Raw genomic sequence first — 19,067 nt, forward strand, 5'->3', positions numbered from 1 at the left:
TCTTGTCGAATGTTTTGCCCGCGGGGGCGGGTGTTGTACCTTTTTCCTGTCACTCGTCGACTATTCAAACAGAACCCTGGAGCCTGCCCACTGATTCGAGAGGTGCCCCATGAGTCTGCTGCTTGAACCCTTCACCCTTCGCCAACTGACCCTGCCCAATCGCATCGCCGTGTCGCCGATGTGCCAGTATTCCAGCGTCGACGGCCTGGCCAACGACTGGCATCTGGTGCACCTCGGCAGTCGCGCCGTTGGCGGCGCCGGCCTGGTCTTCACCGAAGCCACGGCGGTCACCGCCGACGGGCGGATTACCGCTGAAGACCTCGGTCTGTGGAACGACGAACAGATTGCACCGCTGCAACGCATTACCCGATTTATTACGTCCCAAGGCGCGGTCGCCGGCATCCAACTGGCCCATGCCGGGCGCAAGGCCAGCACCCATCGGCCGTGGATCGGCAAGCATGGCAGCGTCAAACCCGATGATGGCGGCTGGACCCCGGTCGGGCCTTCGCCGATTGCTTTCGACCCGCAACACACGCAACCGAAACAGCTGGATGAAGGGCAGATCGCTGATGTCATTCAGGCCTTTGTCGAGGCTGCCAAACGAGCGTTGACGGCGGGTTTCAGTGTGGTTGAGGTGCATGCCGCGCACGGTTATCTATTGCATCAGTTTCTTTCGCCACTGAGCAATCAGCGCCGCGATCAATATGGTGGTTCGTTTGAAAACCGCATTCGCTTGGTGCTGCAAGTCACCGAGGCGGTGAGGGCCGTATGGCCGGAAGAACTGCCAGTGTTTGTCCGTGTCTCGGCGACCGATTGGGTGGAGGATGGCTGGAACCCGGATGAAACCGTGGAGCTGGCGCGACGGCTGCACACGCTTGGCGCGGATCTCATTGATGTGTCTTCGGGTGGCACCGCAGCGAATGCCGAGATTCCAGTGGGGCCGGGTTATCAGACGCGCTTCGCCGAACGCGTACGCAAGGAATCAGGCATCGCCACCGGCACCGTGGGCATGATTACCGAGCCGGCGCAGGCCGAGCACATTCTGCGCACCTGTCAGGCCGACATCATCTTCCTCGCCCGTGAGCTGCTGCGTGATCCGTACTGGCCGCTGCACGCCGACGATGATCTGGGCGGGCGCAAAGCGGTGTGGCCGGCGCAATATCAGCGCGCCACTCATCGTGATCAGCCGATTCACGAGTCAGACTTGCGCGATTGAGTGAGTCGCAATAAAGCAAAAAGCCCCGGTCAGTGATGGCCGGGGCTTTGTTTTGTCTGTTTGTCTTTCGCTGCGATGCTGCCGCCATCGCTGGCAAGCCAGCTCCCACAGATTTGGTGGCGTACGCAAAATCTGTGATCAACACCCATCACTGTGGGAGCTGGCTTGCCAGCGATGAGGCCCGTGCAGGCGCCTCAAATCATCAAGGGTACTTGCGCTTGTCTGGCGCCGGCGGGAAGTACTGGTACAACCAGGTCTCGCTCAGCGTGCGGTCATTGGTGCGAATGAACAAACGCAGTTCCACCGGCTCCACGCTGTCATTGGTCGGGTACCAGTCGAACAGGATCCGGTAACCCTTGATGTCATCCAGCACCAGCACGCTGAAATCCTGCACCTTGCCGTTCGAGCACGTGACTACCGGTTCGATCCCGGTGCCCTGCGGCAAGCGCTCGAGACCGCCGCCAGTGAAGTCCACGGCAAAACGGCGGGCCCACACCGGCGGGTAGTGCTCGCCCGGTGCCCAGCCTTCAGTGAAGCCGCCCATGCCGGAACGGGTTGCATGCACCCGCGCCAATGGCGTGCCGACCGGCGGCAGTGCGCTCCAGTAGAGCTTGTAGCCGTAATTCAGCGAGTCGCCGGCCGCCACCGGTTTCTTCGGCGTCCAGAACGCGACGATGTTGTCCATGGTTTCGCCGGTTGTAGGAATTTCCAGCAGATCAATAGAGCCTTCGCCCCATGCTGTGGTCGGTTCGACCCACAGGCTTGGGCGCTTGCTGTACCAGTCGACGGTGTCCTGATAGTTGGCGAACTCATGGTCGGTCTGCACCAGACCGAAGCCTTTCGGATCCTTGTCGGCAAAAGCGTTGAACTGCAGGGTCGCCGGGTTGTTCAGCGGGCGGCAGATCCACTCGCCGTTGCCGCGCCACATCGCCAGGCGATCGGAGTCGTGGATTTGCGGGTGGATGGTGTCGCACATGCGGCGTTCGTGAGTGCCGCAACTGAACATGCTGGTCATCGGTGAAATGCCCAGTTGTTCGATGGCGGTGCGCGCGTTGATGTGGGCGTCGACTTCCATCACCACGCGTTCGGCCTGGCAGTCGATGTCGAAGCGGTAGGCGCCGGTCGCACTCGGCGAATCGAGCAGCGCGTAGACCACAAAACGCGTGGCGTTCTGATCCGGCGTCTCGAACCAGAATTTGGTGAAGTCAGGGAATTCTTCGCGCTTCTTGGCGTAAGTGTCGATCGCCAGGCCGCGAGCGGAGAGGCCATATTGGCCAGTCGCATCCACCGCACGGAAATAGCTGGCGCCGAGGAACGACACCACGTCATGGCGATCCAGTTCCGGGGCCTTGAACAGTTTGAAACCGGCAAAACCCAGGTCGCCCTTGAGCTGCTGGGTGTCGACCGAGGTGTTCTCGTAGTTGAACAGTGTCGGACGGAAATGCACCTCGCGGGCGGTACGGGTCTTGGGATCGACGCTGTACATGCGCACCGGCTGACGGAAACCCATGCCGACGTGGAAGAACTGCACGTCCAACTGACCCTTGTTCTCTTTCCACAACGAATGGTCGCCGTCGTAGCGGATCGCGTTGAAGTTTTGCGGGGTCATGGTCGCCAGTGTCGGCGGCAGCACCTGTTTGGTGTCCTGATAAGCGTTGCCGGCCAGTTGCTTGGCCTGGCGCTTCAGCGCTTCGAAGTCGAACGCCTGCGCCTCGCCATCGGCGGCGCCGCCATTGGCCGCCCACGCACGGGTGGCCAGCAGGCCGGTGGCCGAAAGACCGGTGTAAGCCGCAATGGCCATGGACGCTTTGAGCAAATTCCTGCGGTGCATAAATACAACCTGTCGTGTGCAATCCCGCGCCTTTCCTGGCACGTGCTGGATCAGAAATAACGGTTCGGACAAGCCTTCGGCCAAACGCAACGGACTATAAACAGATGCCGGCTAGCTTAAACGGTTCGCTCGCCGAGCAAAATTCGTTGATTCACTACGCCAGTGTGTCAATGAAACAAGACATGTCGGTTAAAAGTCTGACAGGGCGTTCTGATTTACACGGCATATCTGCTTTTTTCGACTAATTACTCTAAAAACTGCTTTTCAGCGCCGATTTAATTTCTATTCTATGGGCATGACCGGTGTGACCAGAAGAACCGGTGAGGCACACGACACTGCTGTAAGGGGCAGGGCGATGTGGTGGTTTAGCAGTTCTTTGACGTATTAGAGAAGGACATCGTCCATGGCAAAAATACAAGGCATCACCGAAATGTTGGGCATCTTTCCCTGCCTCGGCAGCGGCCGCAAAAGACGTCGGTTGAGCTCCGACGAACTGAAACTGGTGGAGCGTTATCGAGAGCTATCAGAAGGGGATCGGATTGCGATGCGCTATCTGGTGGATGCGATGCGGAGTGTTTCGCGGTTTTGAGTGGAAATAAACAGGGGCGGACTGAAAGGTCCGCCCCTTTTTTATTTGGATCAGCTACACGTTCCCAGTACTGGATACGGCCGCTGGCCGTGCATCAACTCCGGCACATCCCGCCATTTGACCCACGCCTGCTGTTGCCAGTGCAGCAACGGCACCGTGACGCCTGCCCAATGCATTGAGCTCAGGCTCGGGTGGTTTTCCACAGGGCTTGATTGGGTTTCGCGCAGCATCGGGATGACTTCATGGCTCAGCCATTGGCGCAGGTGACGGTTTTCCGGGACGAAGTGATGGACGAGCAGGGCAAACAGGCCGGACTCGCTGACCATCGCGCAATCGACGATTTCGCCGTCCCGACGTAGGAGGACATGGCGACGTTGGTCGGGATCGAGTTTCAGGGTGAGGCGTTCGTTCAGGGGGTAACCCATCAAGCGACCGAGATCTTGCACGCAGAACCAGGCTTCGTGGTCTTGCATGAAGGCGTGGAGGAAACGGTTGTGGCGGGTGAAGATTGTGGTGGTGAAGAAATCAGAACTTTCAGAAAGACTCTGGACGTGTTTAGGCATTTGTCGACTCCAATATTGAGAATAGAGCCGCCACTCAAATGAGCGCGGTTGCGCCATGTTGATTTTGTTCCGGCTTCGACACCGGGCTGCTGATTTCACAGCCGGAAAGAAGACTATCTGCCGTGTGTTCTACGCGCCAAGTCTGCTCTATCGACAAAAACTGTAGGAAACGGGTTTTTTTCAGGAAGGCTATGTCTGTAGGAAATGCCTGTTTTTGCACTCGTTGCAGTCTGTCTGCATCTGAAGCCTGTTTTTTCGTTTATTCATGGAAACCCAAGCAATGAACTGCAGGTTTTCTCCATGTTGATCGAATTCTCGGTATCCAATTACCGCTCATTTCGGGACAGGCAAACCCTGTCCATGGCGGCGAGCCCTCGTCTGAGCAAAACGCGCAATACGTTCAAAGCCTCCACGAGCGCAGAAAAGCTTCCGGAGCTGTTGAAGGTTGCAGCTATTTACGGTCCGAACGCCTCCGGAAAGTCTTCACTGATCCGCGCAATGGGCATCGTCGGACGCTTGCTAGCGACACCTCATGGTTCAAATGACGAAGCACTGCCCGTTTCACCTTTTCGATTTGATGGCACTCTGAGCGATGCGCCCAGTGTCTTTGAGTACGACTTTATTCAGGGCGGACTGCGCTATCGGTTTGTCCTCGGGTTGACTGCACAGAGGATTGTTCAGGAACAACTGACTGCTTACCCGAAAGGTAAGGAAACACTGCTTTATGACCGCCGGTTTGATGCTGAAGGTGAGCATTACCTGTTTGGTAAAACCCTTGAGGGCGGCAAGGAAGTGCATTGCGCCTGGCGCCGATTGACCAGTCCGACGATGCTGTTTATTGCACAAGCCGTTACTCATAGCAGCGAAGAGTTGAGTCAACTGCGCACTCCATTTAATTGGTTTCAAACCGGACTGCTAGTCATAGAACAGAACAACATGCTTGGCTTATCCACAGCCTCGATTCGCTTTCTGCAAATGGTCAAAAATCATACGAGCAACCTGCGCGATTTTCTCAGTGCGCTGGATATTCCTGTGTCTGCGATACAGCTCGACCCGGATGACGCTTCTGCAGACTTGAGCAACAGAAAACTGACCTTGAAGGAGTTCTTCGCGGCGGCTCAAAAGGACAAACTGACCCTCACGCACTCCAGCATTTCAGGCGATGCGCAGTTCGACTTCTCGGAGGAGTCTTGCGGAACCAAGAACCTGATTGGTTTCTGGTTGCCCTGGTTCATGATGAATCAGGCTGGTGGCAGTGGGATCCTCTGTGTCGACGAACTGAATAGCAGTCTTCATCCCGAAATCGTCGCTGACTTGATCGCAAAGCATCTGGACAGTGGCTTGGATACCCAACTGATTTTCACGACACACGATACCCATCTGATGAATGAAAAGATTCTGCGGCGTGACCAGTTCTGGATTACAGAGCGTGATGCGCATGGCGCCACGAGCCTGTTTTCCGTACACGATTTTGGAGGCCGGGAAAGCGAGGATGTCGAGAAGCGTTACTTCGAAGGGCGTTATCGCGGGCTGCCGCTGATAAGGCGGGGGTGAGGGTAGTGAGTTCGTTCAAATCGTTTGATCGCAAGGCTCCCCGCTTCAAACCGCAGCCTAAGGTGCTGGTGTTGTGTGAAGACAGTAAGTCAGGGAAACGTTATCTGGAGGAAGCCGCGTTTTACTTTCGGGCCAAGGCTCAGGTTGAGATCGTCCACTGCGGTGTTACACATCCAAGCGGCATTGTTGAGCGAGCAGTCGTAAGGCAAAAAAGCTTCGATAAGGTGTTCTGTGTTTTGGATCGAGACACCCACGTGTGCTTCGAGCGAGCGTTGAATGCGGCGAAGTCTTATCCAAAAATCCAAGTCATCGCATCTTATCCGTGCTTCGAGTTTTGGCTGCTACTGCACTTTGGCTACAGCCGAAAACCGTTCAGCACAGTCGGAAAAAACTCTCCAGCTGATTTGGTGGCCAAGAGCCTCAGAGCAAAACCCAGCATGGCTGACTATCAGAAAGGCAAAGACGTCAGCTACTTCGCTCAACTACTCGGAAAGCCATTTCAGCAGGCAAGAGCGCTGGCCCCCAAAGTTCTTGAGGATGTCGCCCTCAGTGGCGAACACAACCCAAGCACTGAAATTCACTTATTGATCGATGAGTTCGAAACCCTTTCAAAGCCTCAACTGATCTAGCATCACAAACCGTGCCCGCATTACTGCGGGCAGGTTACTTCTCTCTAGCGACTCACCTTCCAAGCATCCCCAGCCGGCGCCTTGCCATGGTCATACGGCTTGCCAATCCACATATAAACCAGCCCCAAGCCAATCACGATCGCGGTGCTCAACACCATCGCATAGTTCACGTACCACGCCGCATCCGGCGTACGTGGCCAGGCCATGTTGATGATCGCGCCGACGCCGTACACCAGCGCGCCGATGTTCACCGGCCAGCCCCAGGCGCCGAGGGTGAATTTGCCGCTCGGTTTCCAGCCTTTGCTGCGGGCGTACAGCGCGGCCAGGACGATCATCTGGAACGCGAGGTAGATGCCGATGGCGGCGAAGCTGACGATGGTGGCCACGGCGTCTTGCAGGAAGAAGCCGAGGGCGATAATCAGCGCGGGCAGGACGCCGGACACGAACAGCGCGGCAACCGGCACTTGAGTCGTAGGAGAAATCTTCTTCAGCAGGCGGCTGCCGATGACCATTTCGTCGCGAGCGTAGGAGTACAGCAGACGGCTCGCGGCGGCCTGCAGGCTGATGACGCAGGAGATGAAGGAAATCATCACCACGCCCATCACCACTTTCGAGCCGATTGGGCCGAAGGCGTTGTTGAGGATGGTGGTGACCGGGTCCTTGTCGGTGCCGTTGATCACTGCTTGCATGTCCGGCACGGCGAGGATCAGCGCGAGGCAGGCGAACATCGCCGCGATGCCGCCGATGTAGATGGTCATGCGCATCGCCACCGGGATTTTTGCGCTGGGGTTCGGGGTTTCTTCGGCGACGTCGCCACAGGCCTCGAAGCCGTAGTACAGGAACATCCCCGCCAGCGAAGCGGTGAGGAATGCCGGCAGGTACGAGCCGTCGACGCTGATGTCGAAGGTGTTGAACAGTACGCTCAGCGGTTGGTGACGTTCGAAGATCAGCAGGTAAACGCCGACGATCACTGCGCCGACCAGTTCGCAGAGGAAGCCGAACATGGCGATCCGCGCCAGTGCTTTGGTGCCGCTCAGATTGACCAGCGTGGCGAACAGGGTCAGCACCAGAGCGATGACGATGTTGGTGTTATTGCTTGGCTCAAAACCCATCATTGCCGCCAGGTACGGGCCGGCACCGACGGCCACGGCGGCGATGGTTACACACAGGGCGATGGAGTAGATCCAGCCGACCATCCACGCCCATTTCTTGCCCACTAAACGGCGCGCCCAAGGGTAAACGCCACCGGAAATCGGGAACTGCGAAACCACTTCGCCGAAGATCAGGCACACCAGTAACTGGCCGCAACCGACCAGCAAGTAAGCCCAGAACATCGGTGGGCCGCCGGCGGCGAGGCACAGGCCGAACAGGGTATAAACCCCTACAACCGGTGACAGATAAGTGAAGCCCAAAGCGAAGTTTTCCCACAGGCTCATGCTGCGGTTGAAGTTCGAGGTGTAGCCCAGCTGGCGCAGTTGTTCGGCATCGCTGTCGGCAACGGCGGCGAGATCGGGTGAGGCACTCATGTGTGTTTGCTCCGTGAAATCGGCAGATTTCGGATGGCCGAGGCCGTGGCGGGGCTTTGCGAGCGCCGCCCGGGTCGGTAGTTATTGTCAGGTGTTGAATCCTGGTGGTGCGCAGAGCCGGTTTCTGCCTTGAAGCCGGGGTGACGCCATCGCGAGCAGGCTCACTCCTACAATTTGGAATGCGATCCCTGTAGGAGCCAGCCTGCTGGCGATGCTTTTAGTGCTTGAACATCACATGCCGAACCGTGGTGTAGTCCTCCAGCCCATACATGGACATGTCCTTGCCGTAGCCGGACAATTTCTGACCGCCATGGGGCATTTCGCTGACCAGCATGAAGTGCGTGTTGACCCAGGTGCAGCCGTACTGCAAACGGGCGGACAAGCGATGTGCGCGTCCTACATCCGCCGTCCACACCGAGGAGGCGAGGCCGTAGTCCGAATCGTTGGCCCACTCCAGCGCCTGCGCTTCATCGGTGAATTTGGTCACCGAGACCACCGGCCCGAACACTTCGCGGCGGACGATTTCGTCATCCTGTTGCGCGTCGGCCAGCACCGTCGGTTCGAAGAAGAAACCGTTGCCCTCAACAGCCTTGCCACCGGTGATCAAACGGATGTGCGGCTGCGCCACGGCACGTTCGACAAACCCGGCGACGCGGTCGCGATGCTGCGCGGTGATCAGCGGTCCCAGCTCGGTGGACGGATCATCCTGTAAGCCGTATTTGATGCTGCTGACCGCTGCGCCGAGCTTCTCGACGAACTGTTCGTAGATGCCTTGCTGTGCGTAGATCCGGCACGCAGCGGTGCAATCCTGCCCGGCGTTGTAGAAACCAAAGGTACGGATGCCTTCAACCGCAGCGTCGATGTCGGCGTCATCGAAGATGATCACTGGCGCCTTGCCGCCCAGTTCCATGTGCATGCGTTTGACGCTGTCGGCGGTGCTGGAAATGATGTTCGAACCGGTGGCGATCGAGCCGGTCAGCGAGACCATGCGCACTTTCGGATGCGTGACCAGCGGACTGCCCACGGTAGGACCACGACCGAACACCAGATTGAGCACACCGGCCGGGAAGATGTCCGACGCCAGTTCGGCCAGACGCAACGCGGTCAGCGGGGTTTGTTCCGACGGCTTGAGCACCACGGTATTACCGGCAGCGAGGGCCGGGGCGATTTTCCAGGCGACCATCATCAGCGGGTAGTTCCACGGTGCGATGGAGGCGATCACGCCCACCGGGTCGCGGCGGATCATCGAGGTGTGGCCGGGCAGGTATTCGCCAGCCGCCGAACCGCTCATGCAACGGCTGGCGCCGGCGAAGAAGCGGAACACGTCGGCGATTGCCGGGATCTCGTCATTCAGCGCCGCGCTGTAGGGTTTGCCGCAGTTGGCAGATTCGAGTTTCGCCAGTTCCTCGCCGTGGGCTTCGATGGCGTCGGCGAGTCTGAGCAGCAGCAGCGAGCGATCTTTCGGCGTGGTTTGCGACCAGTCGGCAAAAGCGCTGTCGGCGGCGCGTACGGCGGCATCGACCTGAGCCTCGGAGGCTTCATTGATTTCCACCAATACTTCACCGAGGGAAGGGTTGAGCACCGCCTGCGCCGGGCCTTCGCCGTTGACCAGTTGGCCGTTGATCAAGAGTCTGGTTTGCATGATTTTGTCCTCACTAACACTTTTATTGTTCTGGCCGAATCGAGAGCCCTGGGGGAGCGAGCTTGCTCGCGAAAGCGGTGTATCAGTCGACATCAATGTCGGGTGTGGCGGCCTCTTCGCGAGCCGGCTCGCTCCCACAGGGGGATTTTGGGTGTCTGTTGGATGTTTATTTACCGCCACTGCCGGCGACGCTCTCGCCACCGCGCGTCAGGTAATACGCGCCGAGGATCGGCAACATGGTCACCATCATCACCAGCATGGCGACGACGTTGGTCACCGGCACATCCCGTGGCCGGCTCAGCTGATTGAGCAGCCACAACGGCAACGTGCGTTCATGCCCGGCGGTAAACGTGGTGACGATGATTTCGTCGAACGACAGCGCGAACGCCAGCATGCCGCCCGCCAGTAACGCAGAACCGAGGTTCGGCAGGATGATGTAGCGGAAGGTCTGCCAGCCATCGGCGCCGAGGTCCATCGAGGCCTCGATCAAACTGTGCGAAGTCCGGCGCAGACGGGCGATGACGTTGTTGTAGACGATCACCACGCAGAAGGTCGCGTGGCCGACGATGATGGTGAACATCCCCGGCTCGATCCCCAGCGTCTTGAACGTCGCCAGCAAGGCAATCCCGGTGATGATCCCGGGCAGCGCAATCGGCAGGATCAGCATCAGCGAAATGCCCTGCTTGCCGAAGAAATCCCGGCGGTACAGCGCTGCCGAAGCCAAGGTGCCGAGCACCATCGCAATCAACGTGGCAATGGCTGCGATCTGCAATGAAAGCTTGATCGCCTCCAAAACGTCCGGCCGCGAAAACGCCACGCTGAACCAGTGCAACGTGAAGCCCTTCGGCGGAAAACTGAACGCGGCCTCTTCGGTGTTGAAGGCATAGAGGAAGATGATCAGGATCGGGAAGTGCAGAAACACCAACCCGCCCCAGGCCGCGATTTTCAGGCCTGGAGAGGCTTTGTCCCCCTGCTTTTCTGAATTAGAGCGCATCGAAGGCCCCCAGACGTTTGACGATGGACAGGTAAACCGCGATCAACACAATCGGCACCAGCGTGAACGCCGCCGCCATTGGCATGTTGCCGATCGCACCTTGCTGCGCGTAGACCATGCTGCCGACGAAGTAGCCGGGCGGCCCGACCAATTGCGGCACGATGAAGTCGCCCAGGGTCAGCGAAAAAGTGAAGATCGAACCCGCCGCAATCCCGGGAATGGACAGCGGCAAAATCACCTGCATGAACGTCTGGCGCGGCTTGGCGCCGAGGTCGGCGGAAGCCTGCAACAGCGACGGCGGCAAGCGCTCCAGCGACGCCTGAATCGGCAGAATCATGAACGGCAGCCAGATGTAGACGAACACCATGAACCGCCCCAGATGCGAGGTCGACAAGGTGCTGCCGCCCACGCCGGGAATGCCGAGGATGAACTGCAACACCGGCTCCAGCCCCAGGTGCTGCACGAACCACTGCGCCACGCCGCCCTTGGCCAACAGCAACGTCCAGGCGTAAGCCTTGACGATGTAACTGGCCCACATCGGCATCATCACCGCGATGTAGAAAAACGCCTTGGTCTTGCCGGTGGTGTAGCGCGCCATGTAGTAGGCAATCGGGAACGCGACGATGGCGCTGGCGATTGACACAACGATGGCCATGCTCAGCGTGCGCAGGATGATGTCGAAGTTCGACGGCTGAAACAGCGCGGCAAAATTGGCCAGTGTCAGGTCAGGGGTGACCGCCATGGTGAAGTCGTCGAAGGTGTAGAAACCCTGCCACAAAAGCACCAGCAGTGAACCGAGGTAGATCGCGCCGAACCACAGCAACGGCGGCACCAGCAGCAGCGACAAATACAGGTTCGGCTTGCGATAGAGCAGGTTGGAAAACCGGCGCAAGGGCGGCGATTGAGTCATCGCGAGCGTGCTCATCTCACACCTCGCCGGCAATAGTGTCGTGCAGCGCAACCATGGCTTCCCGCGCCCAGCGTGCACTGAGGCGCTGGCCGGTCTGATGCTGCGCGCTGCTGTCGAGCCACTGATTGTTGGCGTGGCTGATGCTCAGGGTCTGGCCGTTTTCCAGCTTCAGTTCATAGCGCGTGGCACTGCCCTGATACTGGATGTCGTGGAGCAGGCCGCTGACTTCGATCTCGTGGGCGGCCAGCGGGCCTTCGGCGAAACGCACATGCTCCGGGCGGATCGAAAACGGCTGCGGATGGCCGCTGAGCTGGCGTGCCAGGTCGCCACGAATCACGTTCGAGGTGCCGACGAATTCGGCGACGAACGTGGTGGTCGGTTTCATGTACAGATTGCGCGGGGTGTCGACCTGTTCGATGCGGCCCTTGTTGAATACCGCGACGCGATCGGACATCGACAGCGCTTCGGTCTGGTCGTGAGTGACGAAGATGAAGGTGATGCCGAGTTGGCGCTGCAGTTTCTTCAGTTCGCTTTGCATTTGCTCGCGCAGCTTGAGGTCGAGAGCACCAAGGGGTTCATCCAGCAACAGCACGCGCGGACGATTGACCAGCGCGCGGGCGAGGGCGACACGTTGGCGCTGACCGCCGGACAACTGCACTGGCTTGCGTGCCCCGTAACCGCCGAGGGCGACCATGTCCAACGCCTCTTCAGCGCGTTTATGGCGCTCGGTTCTGCTCACGCCTTTGACCTTCAAACCGTAGGCGACGTTGTCCAGTACGTTCATGTGCGGGAACAGCGCGTAATCCTGGAATACGGTGTTGACGTCACGTTGGTACGGCGGCAGGCCAGCCGCCTCGGCGCCGTGGATGCGGATCGAGCCGGCGCTCGGTTGTTCGAAACCGGCAATCAGGCGCAGGCACGTGGTTTTGCCCGAGCCGGATGGGCCGAGCATGGAAAAGAACTCGCCGTCCTGGATGTCGATGGAAACCCGGTCAACGGCCTTCACTTCGCCGAACTGCCGGGAAACGTTGGTGAACTGGACTGCAAGCGTCATGGTGCGGTGCTCCAAAAAGGCGCGGGCCGTCGCAGCGGCCCTGCCTGGACTTCTGAAAAATCTGAAACATCTAACGGTGAATGCGATCCGCTCTTAGCGCCCTCATTCGGCGGGCGAGATACGATCCGCTCTTAGCGCCCTCATTCGGCGGGCGAGATGCGATCCGCTCTTAGCGCCCTCATTCGGCGAGCGAGATGCGATCCGCTCTTAACGCCCTCATTCGGCGGGCGAGATGCGATCCGCTCTTAGCTCCCTCTCCCTCCGGGAGAGGGCGGGGGGTGAGGGTGGCTTTATTGGCCATTGCCCTTCAATCAAGAGCAAAGTCAAAAGCTACCCCCTCACCCCAGCCCTCTCCCCCAAGGGGGAAAGGAAGCTCGACCGAGGTGCTCCCGGGCTTAGCGCCCGCCCATGATCGCGATGTAGTCCTGAGTCCAGCGGCTATAAGGCACAAACTTGCCACCCTCAGCCTGTGGGGTTTTCCAGAAGGCGATCTTGTCGAACTGGTCGAAACCGTTGGTTTTACAACCTTCAGCGCCGAGCAATTCGCTCTCCTTGCACGCCGCTGGCACCGCTGGCAACGAACCAAACCACGCCGCCACATCACCCTGGACTTTCGGTTTCAACGACCAGTCCATCCACTTGTAGGCGCAGTTCGGGTGCTTGGCTTCGGCGTGCAGCATGGTGGTGTCGGCCCAGCCGGTGGCGCCTTCTTTCGGGATGGTCGAGGCGATCGGCTGCTTCTCGTTGATCAGACCGTTGACCTGATACGGCCAGGCGCTGGACGCCACCACGCCTTCGTTCTTGAAGTCGCTCATCTGCACCGTGGTGTCATGCCAGTAGCGGTGGATCAGCGGCTGCTGCTGGCGCAACAGTTCAAGCACGGCTTTGTACTGATCTTCGGTGAGTTGATACGGGTCCTTGATCCCCAGTTCAGGCTTGGCGGTCTTCAGGTACAGCGCCGCGTCGGCAATGTAGATCGGTCCGTCATACGCCTGCACACGGCCCTTGTTTGGCTTGCCGTCGGGGAAGTTCTGCGCGTCGAACAGCACGTTCCAACTGGTCGGCGGTGTCTTGAACACGTTGCTGTTGTACATCAGCACGTTCGGGCCCCACTGGTACGGGGTGCCGTAGGTCTGCTTGTTGACCACGTACCACGGCGCATCTTTCAGGCGCGGGTCGAGGGTGTTCCAGTTCGGGATCAACGCAGTGTTGATCGGTTGCACGCGCTTGCCGACGATCAACCGCAGCGACGCATCGCCCGACGCAGTCACCAGGTCGTAACCGCCCTTGGCCATCAGGCTGACCATTTCGTCAGAAGTGGCGGCGGTCTTCACGTTGACCTTGCAGCCGGTTTCCTGCTCGAAACCGGTCACCCAGTCGTAGGCCTTGTCGCTTTCGCCACGTTCGATGTAACCCGGCCACGCCACGATATCCAGCTGACCTTCGCCGGCGCCGACGGCCTTCAGCGGCTCGGCGGCTTGCAGGCTGGCGCTGGCCAGCAAAGCCGTGGTGATTGCACTGAACAGTGCGGTTTTGTGCACGAACATGGTTGAACCCTCTTCTTTAAATTATGGTCGGGGCAGTTGTGAACGCGGTGCAGCATGCCGTTGGCGGCTTGTTATTAGCGTAGTCAGAGATGCTGGCCGTGGCGGGCCATGATGTGCCGCACCACGCTGTAGTCCTGCAGCGAGTCGCTGGACAAGTCTTTGCCGTAACCCGAACGTTTCAGTCCGCCGTGGGGCATCTCGCTGACCAGCATGAAATGGCTGTTGATCCACGTGCAGCCATACTGCAAGCGGGCGGCGACCTGCATCGCCTTGTCCAGATTCTGCGTCCACACCGACGAAGCGAGGCCGTATTCCGAATCGTTGGCCCAGTCGACGGCCTGCGAAAGCTCGTCGAAACGGGTCACGGTGACCACCGGGCCGAACACTTCGCGCTGGACGATTTCGTCAGTCTGTTTGCAACCGGCGAGCAAGGTCGGTTGATAGTAGAAGCCGGCACCGGAATGCACCGCCGCACCGGTCACGCGCTCGATGTGCGGCTGACCGAGGGCGCGCTCGACGAAGCTGGCAACGCGGTCGCGCTGGCGGGTGCTGATCAGCGGGCCGATCTCGTTGTCGGCATCGCGTTTGCCGGCGAAGCGCAGGCTACCGACGGCGGCGCCGAGTTCGGCGACCAGTTTGTCGTGAATCCCGGCCTGCGCGTAGATCCGGCAGGCGGCAGTGCAGTCCTGGCCGGCGTTGTAGTAACCGTAGGTGCGCACGCCGTCGACCACCGCTTGAATGTCGGCGTCATTGCAGACAATCACCGGCGCTTTGCCGCCGAGTTCCAGATGCGTGCGTTTCAGGGTTTTCGCCGCAGCCTGCAGGATCTTCTGGCCGGTGACGATATCGCCGGTCAGCGAGACCATGCGCACCTTCGCGTGGCCGACCAAATGGCTGCCGACGCCTTCGCCACCGCCGCAGATGATGTTGATCACTCCACGCGGCAGGATCTCGGCCAGTGCTGGCGCCAGGGCGAGGATCGACAACGGCGTGTGTTCGGACGGTTTGAACACCAGCGTGTTGCCGGCGGCGAGGGCCGGGGCGATCTTCCACGCGGCCATCATGATCGGGTAGTTCCACGGCGCAATCGAGGCGACCACACCAATCGGATCACGGCGCACCATGCTGGTGTAGCCCGGCAGGTATTCGCCGCTGAGCTGACCGGTCTGGCAGCGCACGGCGCCGGCGAAGAAGCGAAACACATCGACAGTGGCGGTCAGATCGTCCTGACGCGCCAGGTGCAACGGCTTGCCGCAGTTCAACGATTCGAGACGGGCGAGGTGGTCGGCGTGTTTTTCAACGGCGTTGGCGATATCGAGCAACAGGTTCGAGCGTTGCTGCGGTGTGGTGCGCGACCATTCGGCGAAGGCGCGATGGGCGGCGAGGATGGCGGCTTCGACCTGCTCAGTGCTGGCCTCGGCGATGTGCGTAAGGATTTCTCCGGTGGCCGGGTTGAGGATCGGTTCGACAAAACCCTGCCCGGCGACCAGTTCGCCGTCGATCAACAACGCGGTACACATCGGGGTTTGCGCGCCAGCCATTTTCCGCGATCTCTTTTCTTGTGTGGCCATTGTTGCTCCCGTACCCGGGAGCCGACCGTCTTATAGATGCAGCAAGACTAGTGCGCGGCTCCGAGGTCGACAAATTCTAAATACTGAAGGTGGCATTCGATTAAATAGATGGCTTGCGTCCACCGTGGGGTTGTTCGCGGGCGACGGTGAGGAAGGGGTCTACCAGTGCCGGCCGCGCGGTGCCGCGACGCCAGGCCAGCCCGACGTCAAGGGTCTGGTTAAGGTCGGCGATTGGTCGCGCTTCGATGATGTCGCCCTCCAGTGACCATGGGCGATAGGTCATGTCCGGCTGAATCGACACACCCAAACCGGCGGCGACCAGACTCCGCACGGCCTCTGTGGACGCGGTTCTCAGGGTGATCTTGGGTTGCAGCCCGGCGCCACGCCATAGACGTTGGGCATTGCGATCCATCTCGTCGACGTTGAGCTGAATCAGCGGCTCGCCGGCGACGTCGGCGAGGTTGATGCTGTCGTGTTCCAGCAGCGGATGCTGGGCCGGTAGCCACAAACGATGCGGTGAATGAGTCAGCACTTCCGTCTGCAAGGCATGGCGGTCTTCAAGGTTGGAGAGGATCAGCACGCCGACATCTATCTCGCCGCTGACCAGCAAATGCTCGATGTAGGGGCGTTCATCTTCCATCACCCGAATCTCCACGTTGGGATAGGCACGTTGGAAACGGGTGAGCAAATCCGCCAGGTAATAACCGGCGACCAGACTGGTCACACCGACGATCAACTGTCCGGCGACCTGATCGGTGCTCTGTTGCAGGCTGCGCTTGGCATTATCGACAGTGGCCAGAATCAGGTGCGCCTGGCGCAGGAATTGATGACCTTGATGTGTAAGGGTCATGCCCTTGGCGTGCCGGCTGAACAGGCTGACACCGATTTCCTCCTCCAGTTGCTGGATCGCTAACGTCAGGGTCGATTGGGAAATGAACGCGGTTTGCGCAGCGGCGGAGATCGAGCCGGTTTCGGCCACGGCGATGAAGTGACGGATCTGACGCAGGGTCATCATGAGAAGGGTACCCAGTGGGCGGTTTTTATAGATTGGCCCGAGTGTATATCTGTTTTTTAGATGCAGAGAGGGGCTGCTTCGCCGCCCGGCGGGAACAAGTTCCCTCGCCACAGAGGCGTTGAGCAACATCTGGAAGCACACTCGAACGCCGGGCGGAGGCACTTTCGATCTAGGCTGAGGGCCTTGTAGATCCGGATAACCCCTGTTTGGAGGCGGAACATGAACACCCGTGGATTACTCGATCAATTGCTCAAGTCTGGCCAGGATCTGTTGCAGAACAAGGCCGGCGCGGCGCAGAACAAATCGGCTGCCGGCGGTCTGGGCGGTTTGCTTGGCGGTTCTTCAGGCTCCGGCGGCCTCGGTGGCTTGCTCTCCGGCGCGGGCGGTGGTGCCTTGGCGGCGGGTGCCATGGGCTTGTTGATCGGTAGCAAAAAGGCCCGCAAGGTCGGTGGCAAAGTCGCGGTTTACGGTGGTCTCGCTGCGTTGGGTGTGCTCGCCTACAAAGCCTACGGCAACTGGAACGCGCAGAAAGGCCTGACCCCGCAACGTGAGCCGCAGACCCTCGATCGCCTCCCTGCGGCGCAAGCCGAGCAACACAGTCAGGCCATCCTCAAAGCCCTGGTCGCCGCCGCCAAGGCCGACGGCCACATCGACGATCGTGAACGTCAACTGATCGAAGGTGAATTCACCAAGCTCGACAACGACCAGGAACTGCAGCACTGGCTGCACGCCGAGCTCAACAAACCCCTCGACCCGACGGATGTCGCTCGCGCTGCCAGCACGCCGGAAATGGCCGCTGAAATGTACATCGCCAGCGTGATGCTGGTGGACGAGGAAAACTTCATGGAGAAATCCTATCTCGATGAATTGGCGCGCCAACTCAAACTTGAACCGGGGTTGAAAACCGAGCTTGAAAAGCAGGTGCGACAAGCGACCCAGTAACCTTTCAGGTTTCATCGCGTTGAGGTCAATGCCGACCAGTCATTGACCTTCGCGAACGGGGGCTTGTTGGCTCAGCCTTTGTGATCCTCATCGCAGGATTGACCCCAGGCATCCGTTGGCGTCTTGCACTAAAAACCAGAAACCAGAAAACCGAGGCCATGAAGTGAGTCCTCGGATAAACGTCCGTCGCTTTTTTGGGGTTCTTCCGAATACAAGTTCGGGAAACTCGCTCAACGGAGCAACATCCACTGAAGAAGGAATCTTCAAGCAAAATGGTCAGCACCCATCGTTTGACTTACCTCGATTCTGTCAGAGCTCTGGCAGCATTGGCGGTGGTCATTTCTCACTATATTGAAAGAACACCGCTGTTCAATTGGGCGATTTTCGATTACTCCCGTCCCGGTCAGTTCGGCGTGGTGGTTTTTTTCATGGTCAGTGGTTTCGTGATCCCGTTCAGTTTCAAGGACGGTCCGGGCAAAACCAGGCGTTTCATACTTTCAAGATTTTTCAGGCTGTACCCTGCCTATTGGCTTTCAATAGTGCTGGCCTGTGTTGCCATTGCTTTTTTTGTTTCGGGCGAACTTGATCGGGCGAGAGTGCTGGCGAATGTCACCATGCTTCAAACGATGATCGGATACTCCAACTTGTTCGGCGTGTATTGGACTTTATTTGTCGAGTTGGTCTTTTATGGACTGTGTATTGCACTGAGCCTGGTCGGGTTGCTGGGGCATCTCAAAGCACGCTTCTGGTTGGCGATAGCGTTGCTGATGCTCTCGCTGGCGGGGGCAGCAGGTCGCTATTATTATGCGCTCCCGGCCCCCGTCGGAATCTTGTCATCGCTGTCGTTGATGTTGTTTGGGGGATTGTGGCGTAACTTTCAGATTGATCGGGATCCCAAGGCAAAACGCTACAGTTTCATCTGGATTGCTGTGTTCGTTATCGCCTTTCCGATCATTGCACTGTTGGCCTACGATGTTGATCAAGGGCTGCGAGAAAGTGCCTGGAATTTTATCGGCAGTTATTGGGCTGCGCTGCTGTTCTTTATGTTAACTACCACGGTATTGAAGTTGGAAAACCGGATACTCGCCTTTATCGGGGCGATCAGTTATTCGGTGTACCTGATACACCCATTTTTTCTGGAGTGGGCGGCGTACGCGACAGACATGCGAGCCCAATTCAATGTGGGGGTTTTTCTGAGCTACCTGGTAGCGACGCTGGTGCTGGCCAGTTTCAGTTATGCCTTGCTGGAAAGGCCAAGTATCGGCATGGCAAGAGCGATCAATGCGAGATTGCAGGGAAGCTTCAGGCAAAGAGCGCAGGCCTGAGACAAACTGCAATTCCCGGTAAAAGTGGGCCTCGGTTTTTGTTTACAGCCTCAACATGCGATTACGTTTTCGGCCGCGCAACACCCGCTATGGCCGATCCGTCGTCCCTTTTTGCCATTACCCCACTGGCACGCCAACCCCGGATTGGCGGACAGTCCC

Annotated in this window: 16 protein-coding genes; 6 read left to right on the forward strand and 10 right to left on the reverse strand. The window is 58.9% G+C overall.

Translation table 11 applies throughout. From position 1 onward, the window contains the following. Positions 1-109: 109 nt before the first annotated feature. Complete coding sequence (locus tag PseuLF5_RS07260) at positions 110-1,216, forward strand: NADH:flavin oxidoreductase/NADH oxidase (protein ID WP_123464971.1); 1,107 nt, start codon at positions 110-112, stop codon at positions 1,214-1,216. Between the two features lie 202 nt (positions 1,217-1,418). Here the strand turns inward: PseuLF5_RS07260 and PseuLF5_RS07265 are convergent, their stop codons facing one another. Continuing rightward, on the reverse strand, positions 1,419-3,047 hold the full coding sequence (locus PseuLF5_RS07265) for a glucan biosynthesis protein D (RefSeq protein WP_322376415.1): 1,629 nt from the start codon (positions 3,045-3,047) through the stop codon (positions 1,419-1,421). A 403-nt stretch (positions 3,048-3,450) separates the two neighbouring features. On the opposite strand from PseuLF5_RS07265, the gene PseuLF5_RS07270 reads away from it, so the two are divergent. Continuing rightward, positions 3,451-3,636: a hypothetical protein gene (locus PseuLF5_RS07270; RefSeq protein ID WP_123464975.1), complete on the forward strand. Its 186-nt coding sequence runs from the start codon at positions 3,451-3,453 to the stop codon at positions 3,634-3,636. A gap of 50 nt (positions 3,637-3,686) precedes the next feature. Here the strand turns inward: PseuLF5_RS07270 and PseuLF5_RS07275 are convergent, their stop codons facing one another. Further along, positions 3,687-4,199, reverse strand: a complete 513-nt coding sequence (locus PseuLF5_RS07275) for a BRO-N domain-containing protein (RefSeq protein WP_340133291.1) — start codon at positions 4,197-4,199, stop codon at positions 3,687-3,689. Positions 4,200-4,499: 300 nt separating this feature from the next. Between PseuLF5_RS07275 and PseuLF5_RS07280 the strand changes: the two genes are divergently transcribed. Further along, positions 4,500-5,753: an AAA family ATPase gene (locus PseuLF5_RS07280; RefSeq protein ID WP_340133292.1), complete on the forward strand. Its 1,254-nt coding sequence runs from the start codon at positions 4,500-4,502 to the stop codon at positions 5,751-5,753. After that, positions 5,750-6,382, forward strand: coding sequence for an RloB family protein (locus PseuLF5_RS07285; RefSeq protein WP_123464979.1), 633 nt, complete (start codon positions 5,750-5,752; stop codon positions 6,380-6,382). The genes PseuLF5_RS07280 and PseuLF5_RS07285 overlap by 4 nt, the downstream gene beginning before the upstream one ends. A gap of 44 nt (positions 6,383-6,426) precedes the next feature. Here PseuLF5_RS07285 and PseuLF5_RS07290 read toward each other — a convergent pair whose 3' ends face one another. From PseuLF5_RS07290 to PseuLF5_RS07325, 8 genes are all read right to left on the reverse strand, one after another. Continuing rightward, positions 6,427-7,908, reverse strand: a complete 1,482-nt coding sequence (locus PseuLF5_RS07290; protein WP_322376418.1) for an APC family permease — start codon at positions 7,906-7,908, stop codon at positions 6,427-6,429. Between the two features lie 217 nt (positions 7,909-8,125). After that, positions 8,126-9,550: a gamma-aminobutyraldehyde dehydrogenase gene (locus tag PseuLF5_RS07295; protein ID WP_186745061.1), complete on the reverse strand. Its 1,425-nt coding sequence runs from the start codon at positions 9,548-9,550 to the stop codon at positions 8,126-8,128. 166 nt (positions 9,551-9,716) lie between these two features. Further along, on the reverse strand, positions 9,717-10,544 hold the full coding sequence (locus PseuLF5_RS07300) for an ABC transporter permease (RefSeq protein WP_186745063.1): 828 nt from the start codon (positions 10,542-10,544) through the stop codon (positions 9,717-9,719). Then, complete coding sequence (locus PseuLF5_RS07305) at positions 10,534-11,469, reverse strand: ABC transporter permease (RefSeq protein WP_123464987.1); 936 nt, start codon at positions 11,467-11,469, stop codon at positions 10,534-10,536. Before PseuLF5_RS07305 ends, PseuLF5_RS07300 begins: the two co-directional genes overlap by 11 nt. Before the next feature lies 1 nt (position 11,470). Further along, positions 11,471-12,508: an ABC transporter ATP-binding protein gene (locus tag PseuLF5_RS07310; RefSeq protein WP_340133293.1), complete on the reverse strand. Its 1,038-nt coding sequence runs from the start codon at positions 12,506-12,508 to the stop codon at positions 11,471-11,473. 395 nt (positions 12,509-12,903) lie between these two features. After that, positions 12,904-14,055, reverse strand: a complete 1,152-nt coding sequence (gene ydcS / locus PseuLF5_RS07315; protein WP_186745068.1) for a putative ABC transporter substrate-binding protein YdcS — start codon at positions 14,053-14,055, stop codon at positions 12,904-12,906. Positions 14,056-14,138: 83 nt separating this feature from the next. Further along, the gene (locus PseuLF5_RS07320) at positions 14,139-15,626 is read right to left on the reverse strand and encodes a gamma-aminobutyraldehyde dehydrogenase (protein ID WP_222833580.1); all 1,488 of its coding nucleotides are present in this window, start codon (positions 15,624-15,626) and stop codon (positions 14,139-14,141) included. Between the two features lie 100 nt (positions 15,627-15,726). Next, positions 15,727-16,641 carry a LysR family transcriptional regulator gene (locus tag PseuLF5_RS07325; RefSeq protein ID WP_123464995.1) on the reverse strand — a complete coding sequence of 305 codons (915 nt, stop codon included), beginning with the start codon at positions 16,639-16,641 and terminating at the stop codon, positions 15,727-15,729. 219 nt (positions 16,642-16,860) lie between these two features. Here PseuLF5_RS07325 and PseuLF5_RS07330 point away from each other — a divergent pair, with 219 nt between their 5' ends. Together PseuLF5_RS07330 and PseuLF5_RS07335 are read left to right on the forward strand one after the other, a co-directional pair. Then, complete coding sequence (locus PseuLF5_RS07330) at positions 16,861-17,583, forward strand: tellurite resistance TerB family protein (RefSeq protein WP_123464997.1); 723 nt, start codon at positions 16,861-16,863, stop codon at positions 17,581-17,583. Between the two features lie 272 nt (positions 17,584-17,855). Then, positions 17,856-18,908 (forward strand): acyltransferase family protein, encoded by a 1,053-nt coding sequence (locus tag PseuLF5_RS07335; RefSeq protein ID WP_340133294.1) that lies wholly within the window; start codon positions 17,856-17,858, stop codon positions 18,906-18,908. The last annotated feature ends 159 nt before the right edge of the window (positions 18,909-19,067 follow it).

This window comes from Pseudomonas sp. LF-5 (genome assembly GCF_037626295.1).
Classification (GTDB): domain Bacteria; phylum Pseudomonadota; class Gammaproteobacteria; order Pseudomonadales; family Pseudomonadaceae; genus Aquipseudomonas; species Aquipseudomonas monsensis.

Excerpts from the sequence above, each read along its gene's own strand:
- PseuLF5_RS07260 (WP_123464971.1), top strand. The coding sequence starts at position 110 with ATGAGTCTGCTGCTTGAACCCTTCACCCTTCGCCAACTGACCCTGCCC.
- PseuLF5_RS07265 (WP_322376415.1), bottom strand. The coding sequence starts at position 3,047 with ATGCACCGCAGGAATTTGCTCAAAGCGTCCATGGCCATTGCGGCTTAC.
- PseuLF5_RS07270 (WP_123464975.1), top strand. The coding sequence starts at position 3,451 with ATGGCAAAAATACAAGGCATCACCGAAATGTTGGGCATCTTTCCCTGC.
- PseuLF5_RS07275 (WP_340133291.1), bottom strand. The coding sequence starts at position 4,199 with ATGCCTAAACACGTCCAGAGTCTTTCTGAAAGTTCTGATTTCTTCACC.
- PseuLF5_RS07280 (WP_340133292.1), top strand. The coding sequence starts at position 4,500 with ATGTTGATCGAATTCTCGGTATCCAATTACCGCTCATTTCGGGACAGG.
- PseuLF5_RS07290 (WP_322376418.1), bottom strand. The coding sequence starts at position 7,908 with ATGAGTGCCTCACCCGATCTCGCCGCCGTTGCCGACAGCGATGCCGAA.
- PseuLF5_RS07295 (WP_186745061.1), bottom strand. The coding sequence starts at position 9,550 with ATGCAAACCAGACTCTTGATCAACGGCCAACTGGTCAACGGCGAAGGC.
- PseuLF5_RS07300 (WP_186745063.1), bottom strand. The coding sequence starts at position 10,544 with ATGCGCTCTAATTCAGAAAAGCAGGGGGACAAAGCCTCTCCAGGCCTG.
- PseuLF5_RS07305 (WP_123464987.1), bottom strand. The coding sequence starts at position 11,469 with ATGAGCACGCTCGCGATGACTCAATCGCCGCCCTTGCGCCGGTTTTCC.
- PseuLF5_RS07310 (WP_340133293.1), bottom strand. The coding sequence starts at position 12,508 with ATGACGCTTGCAGTCCAGTTCACCAACGTTTCCCGGCAGTTCGGCGAA.
- ydcS (WP_186745068.1), bottom strand. The coding sequence starts at position 14,055 with ATGTTCGTGCACAAAACCGCACTGTTCAGTGCAATCACCACGGCTTTG.
- PseuLF5_RS07320 (WP_222833580.1), bottom strand. The coding sequence starts at position 15,626 with ATGGCCACACAAGAAAAGAGATCGCGGAAAATGGCTGGCGCGCAAACC.
- PseuLF5_RS07325 (WP_123464995.1), bottom strand. The coding sequence starts at position 16,641 with ATGATGACCCTGCGTCAGATCCGTCACTTCATCGCCGTGGCCGAAACC.
- PseuLF5_RS07330 (WP_123464997.1), top strand. The coding sequence starts at position 16,861 with ATGAACACCCGTGGATTACTCGATCAATTGCTCAAGTCTGGCCAGGAT.
- PseuLF5_RS07335 (WP_340133294.1), top strand. The coding sequence starts at position 17,856 with ATGGTCAGCACCCATCGTTTGACTTACCTCGATTCTGTCAGAGCTCTG.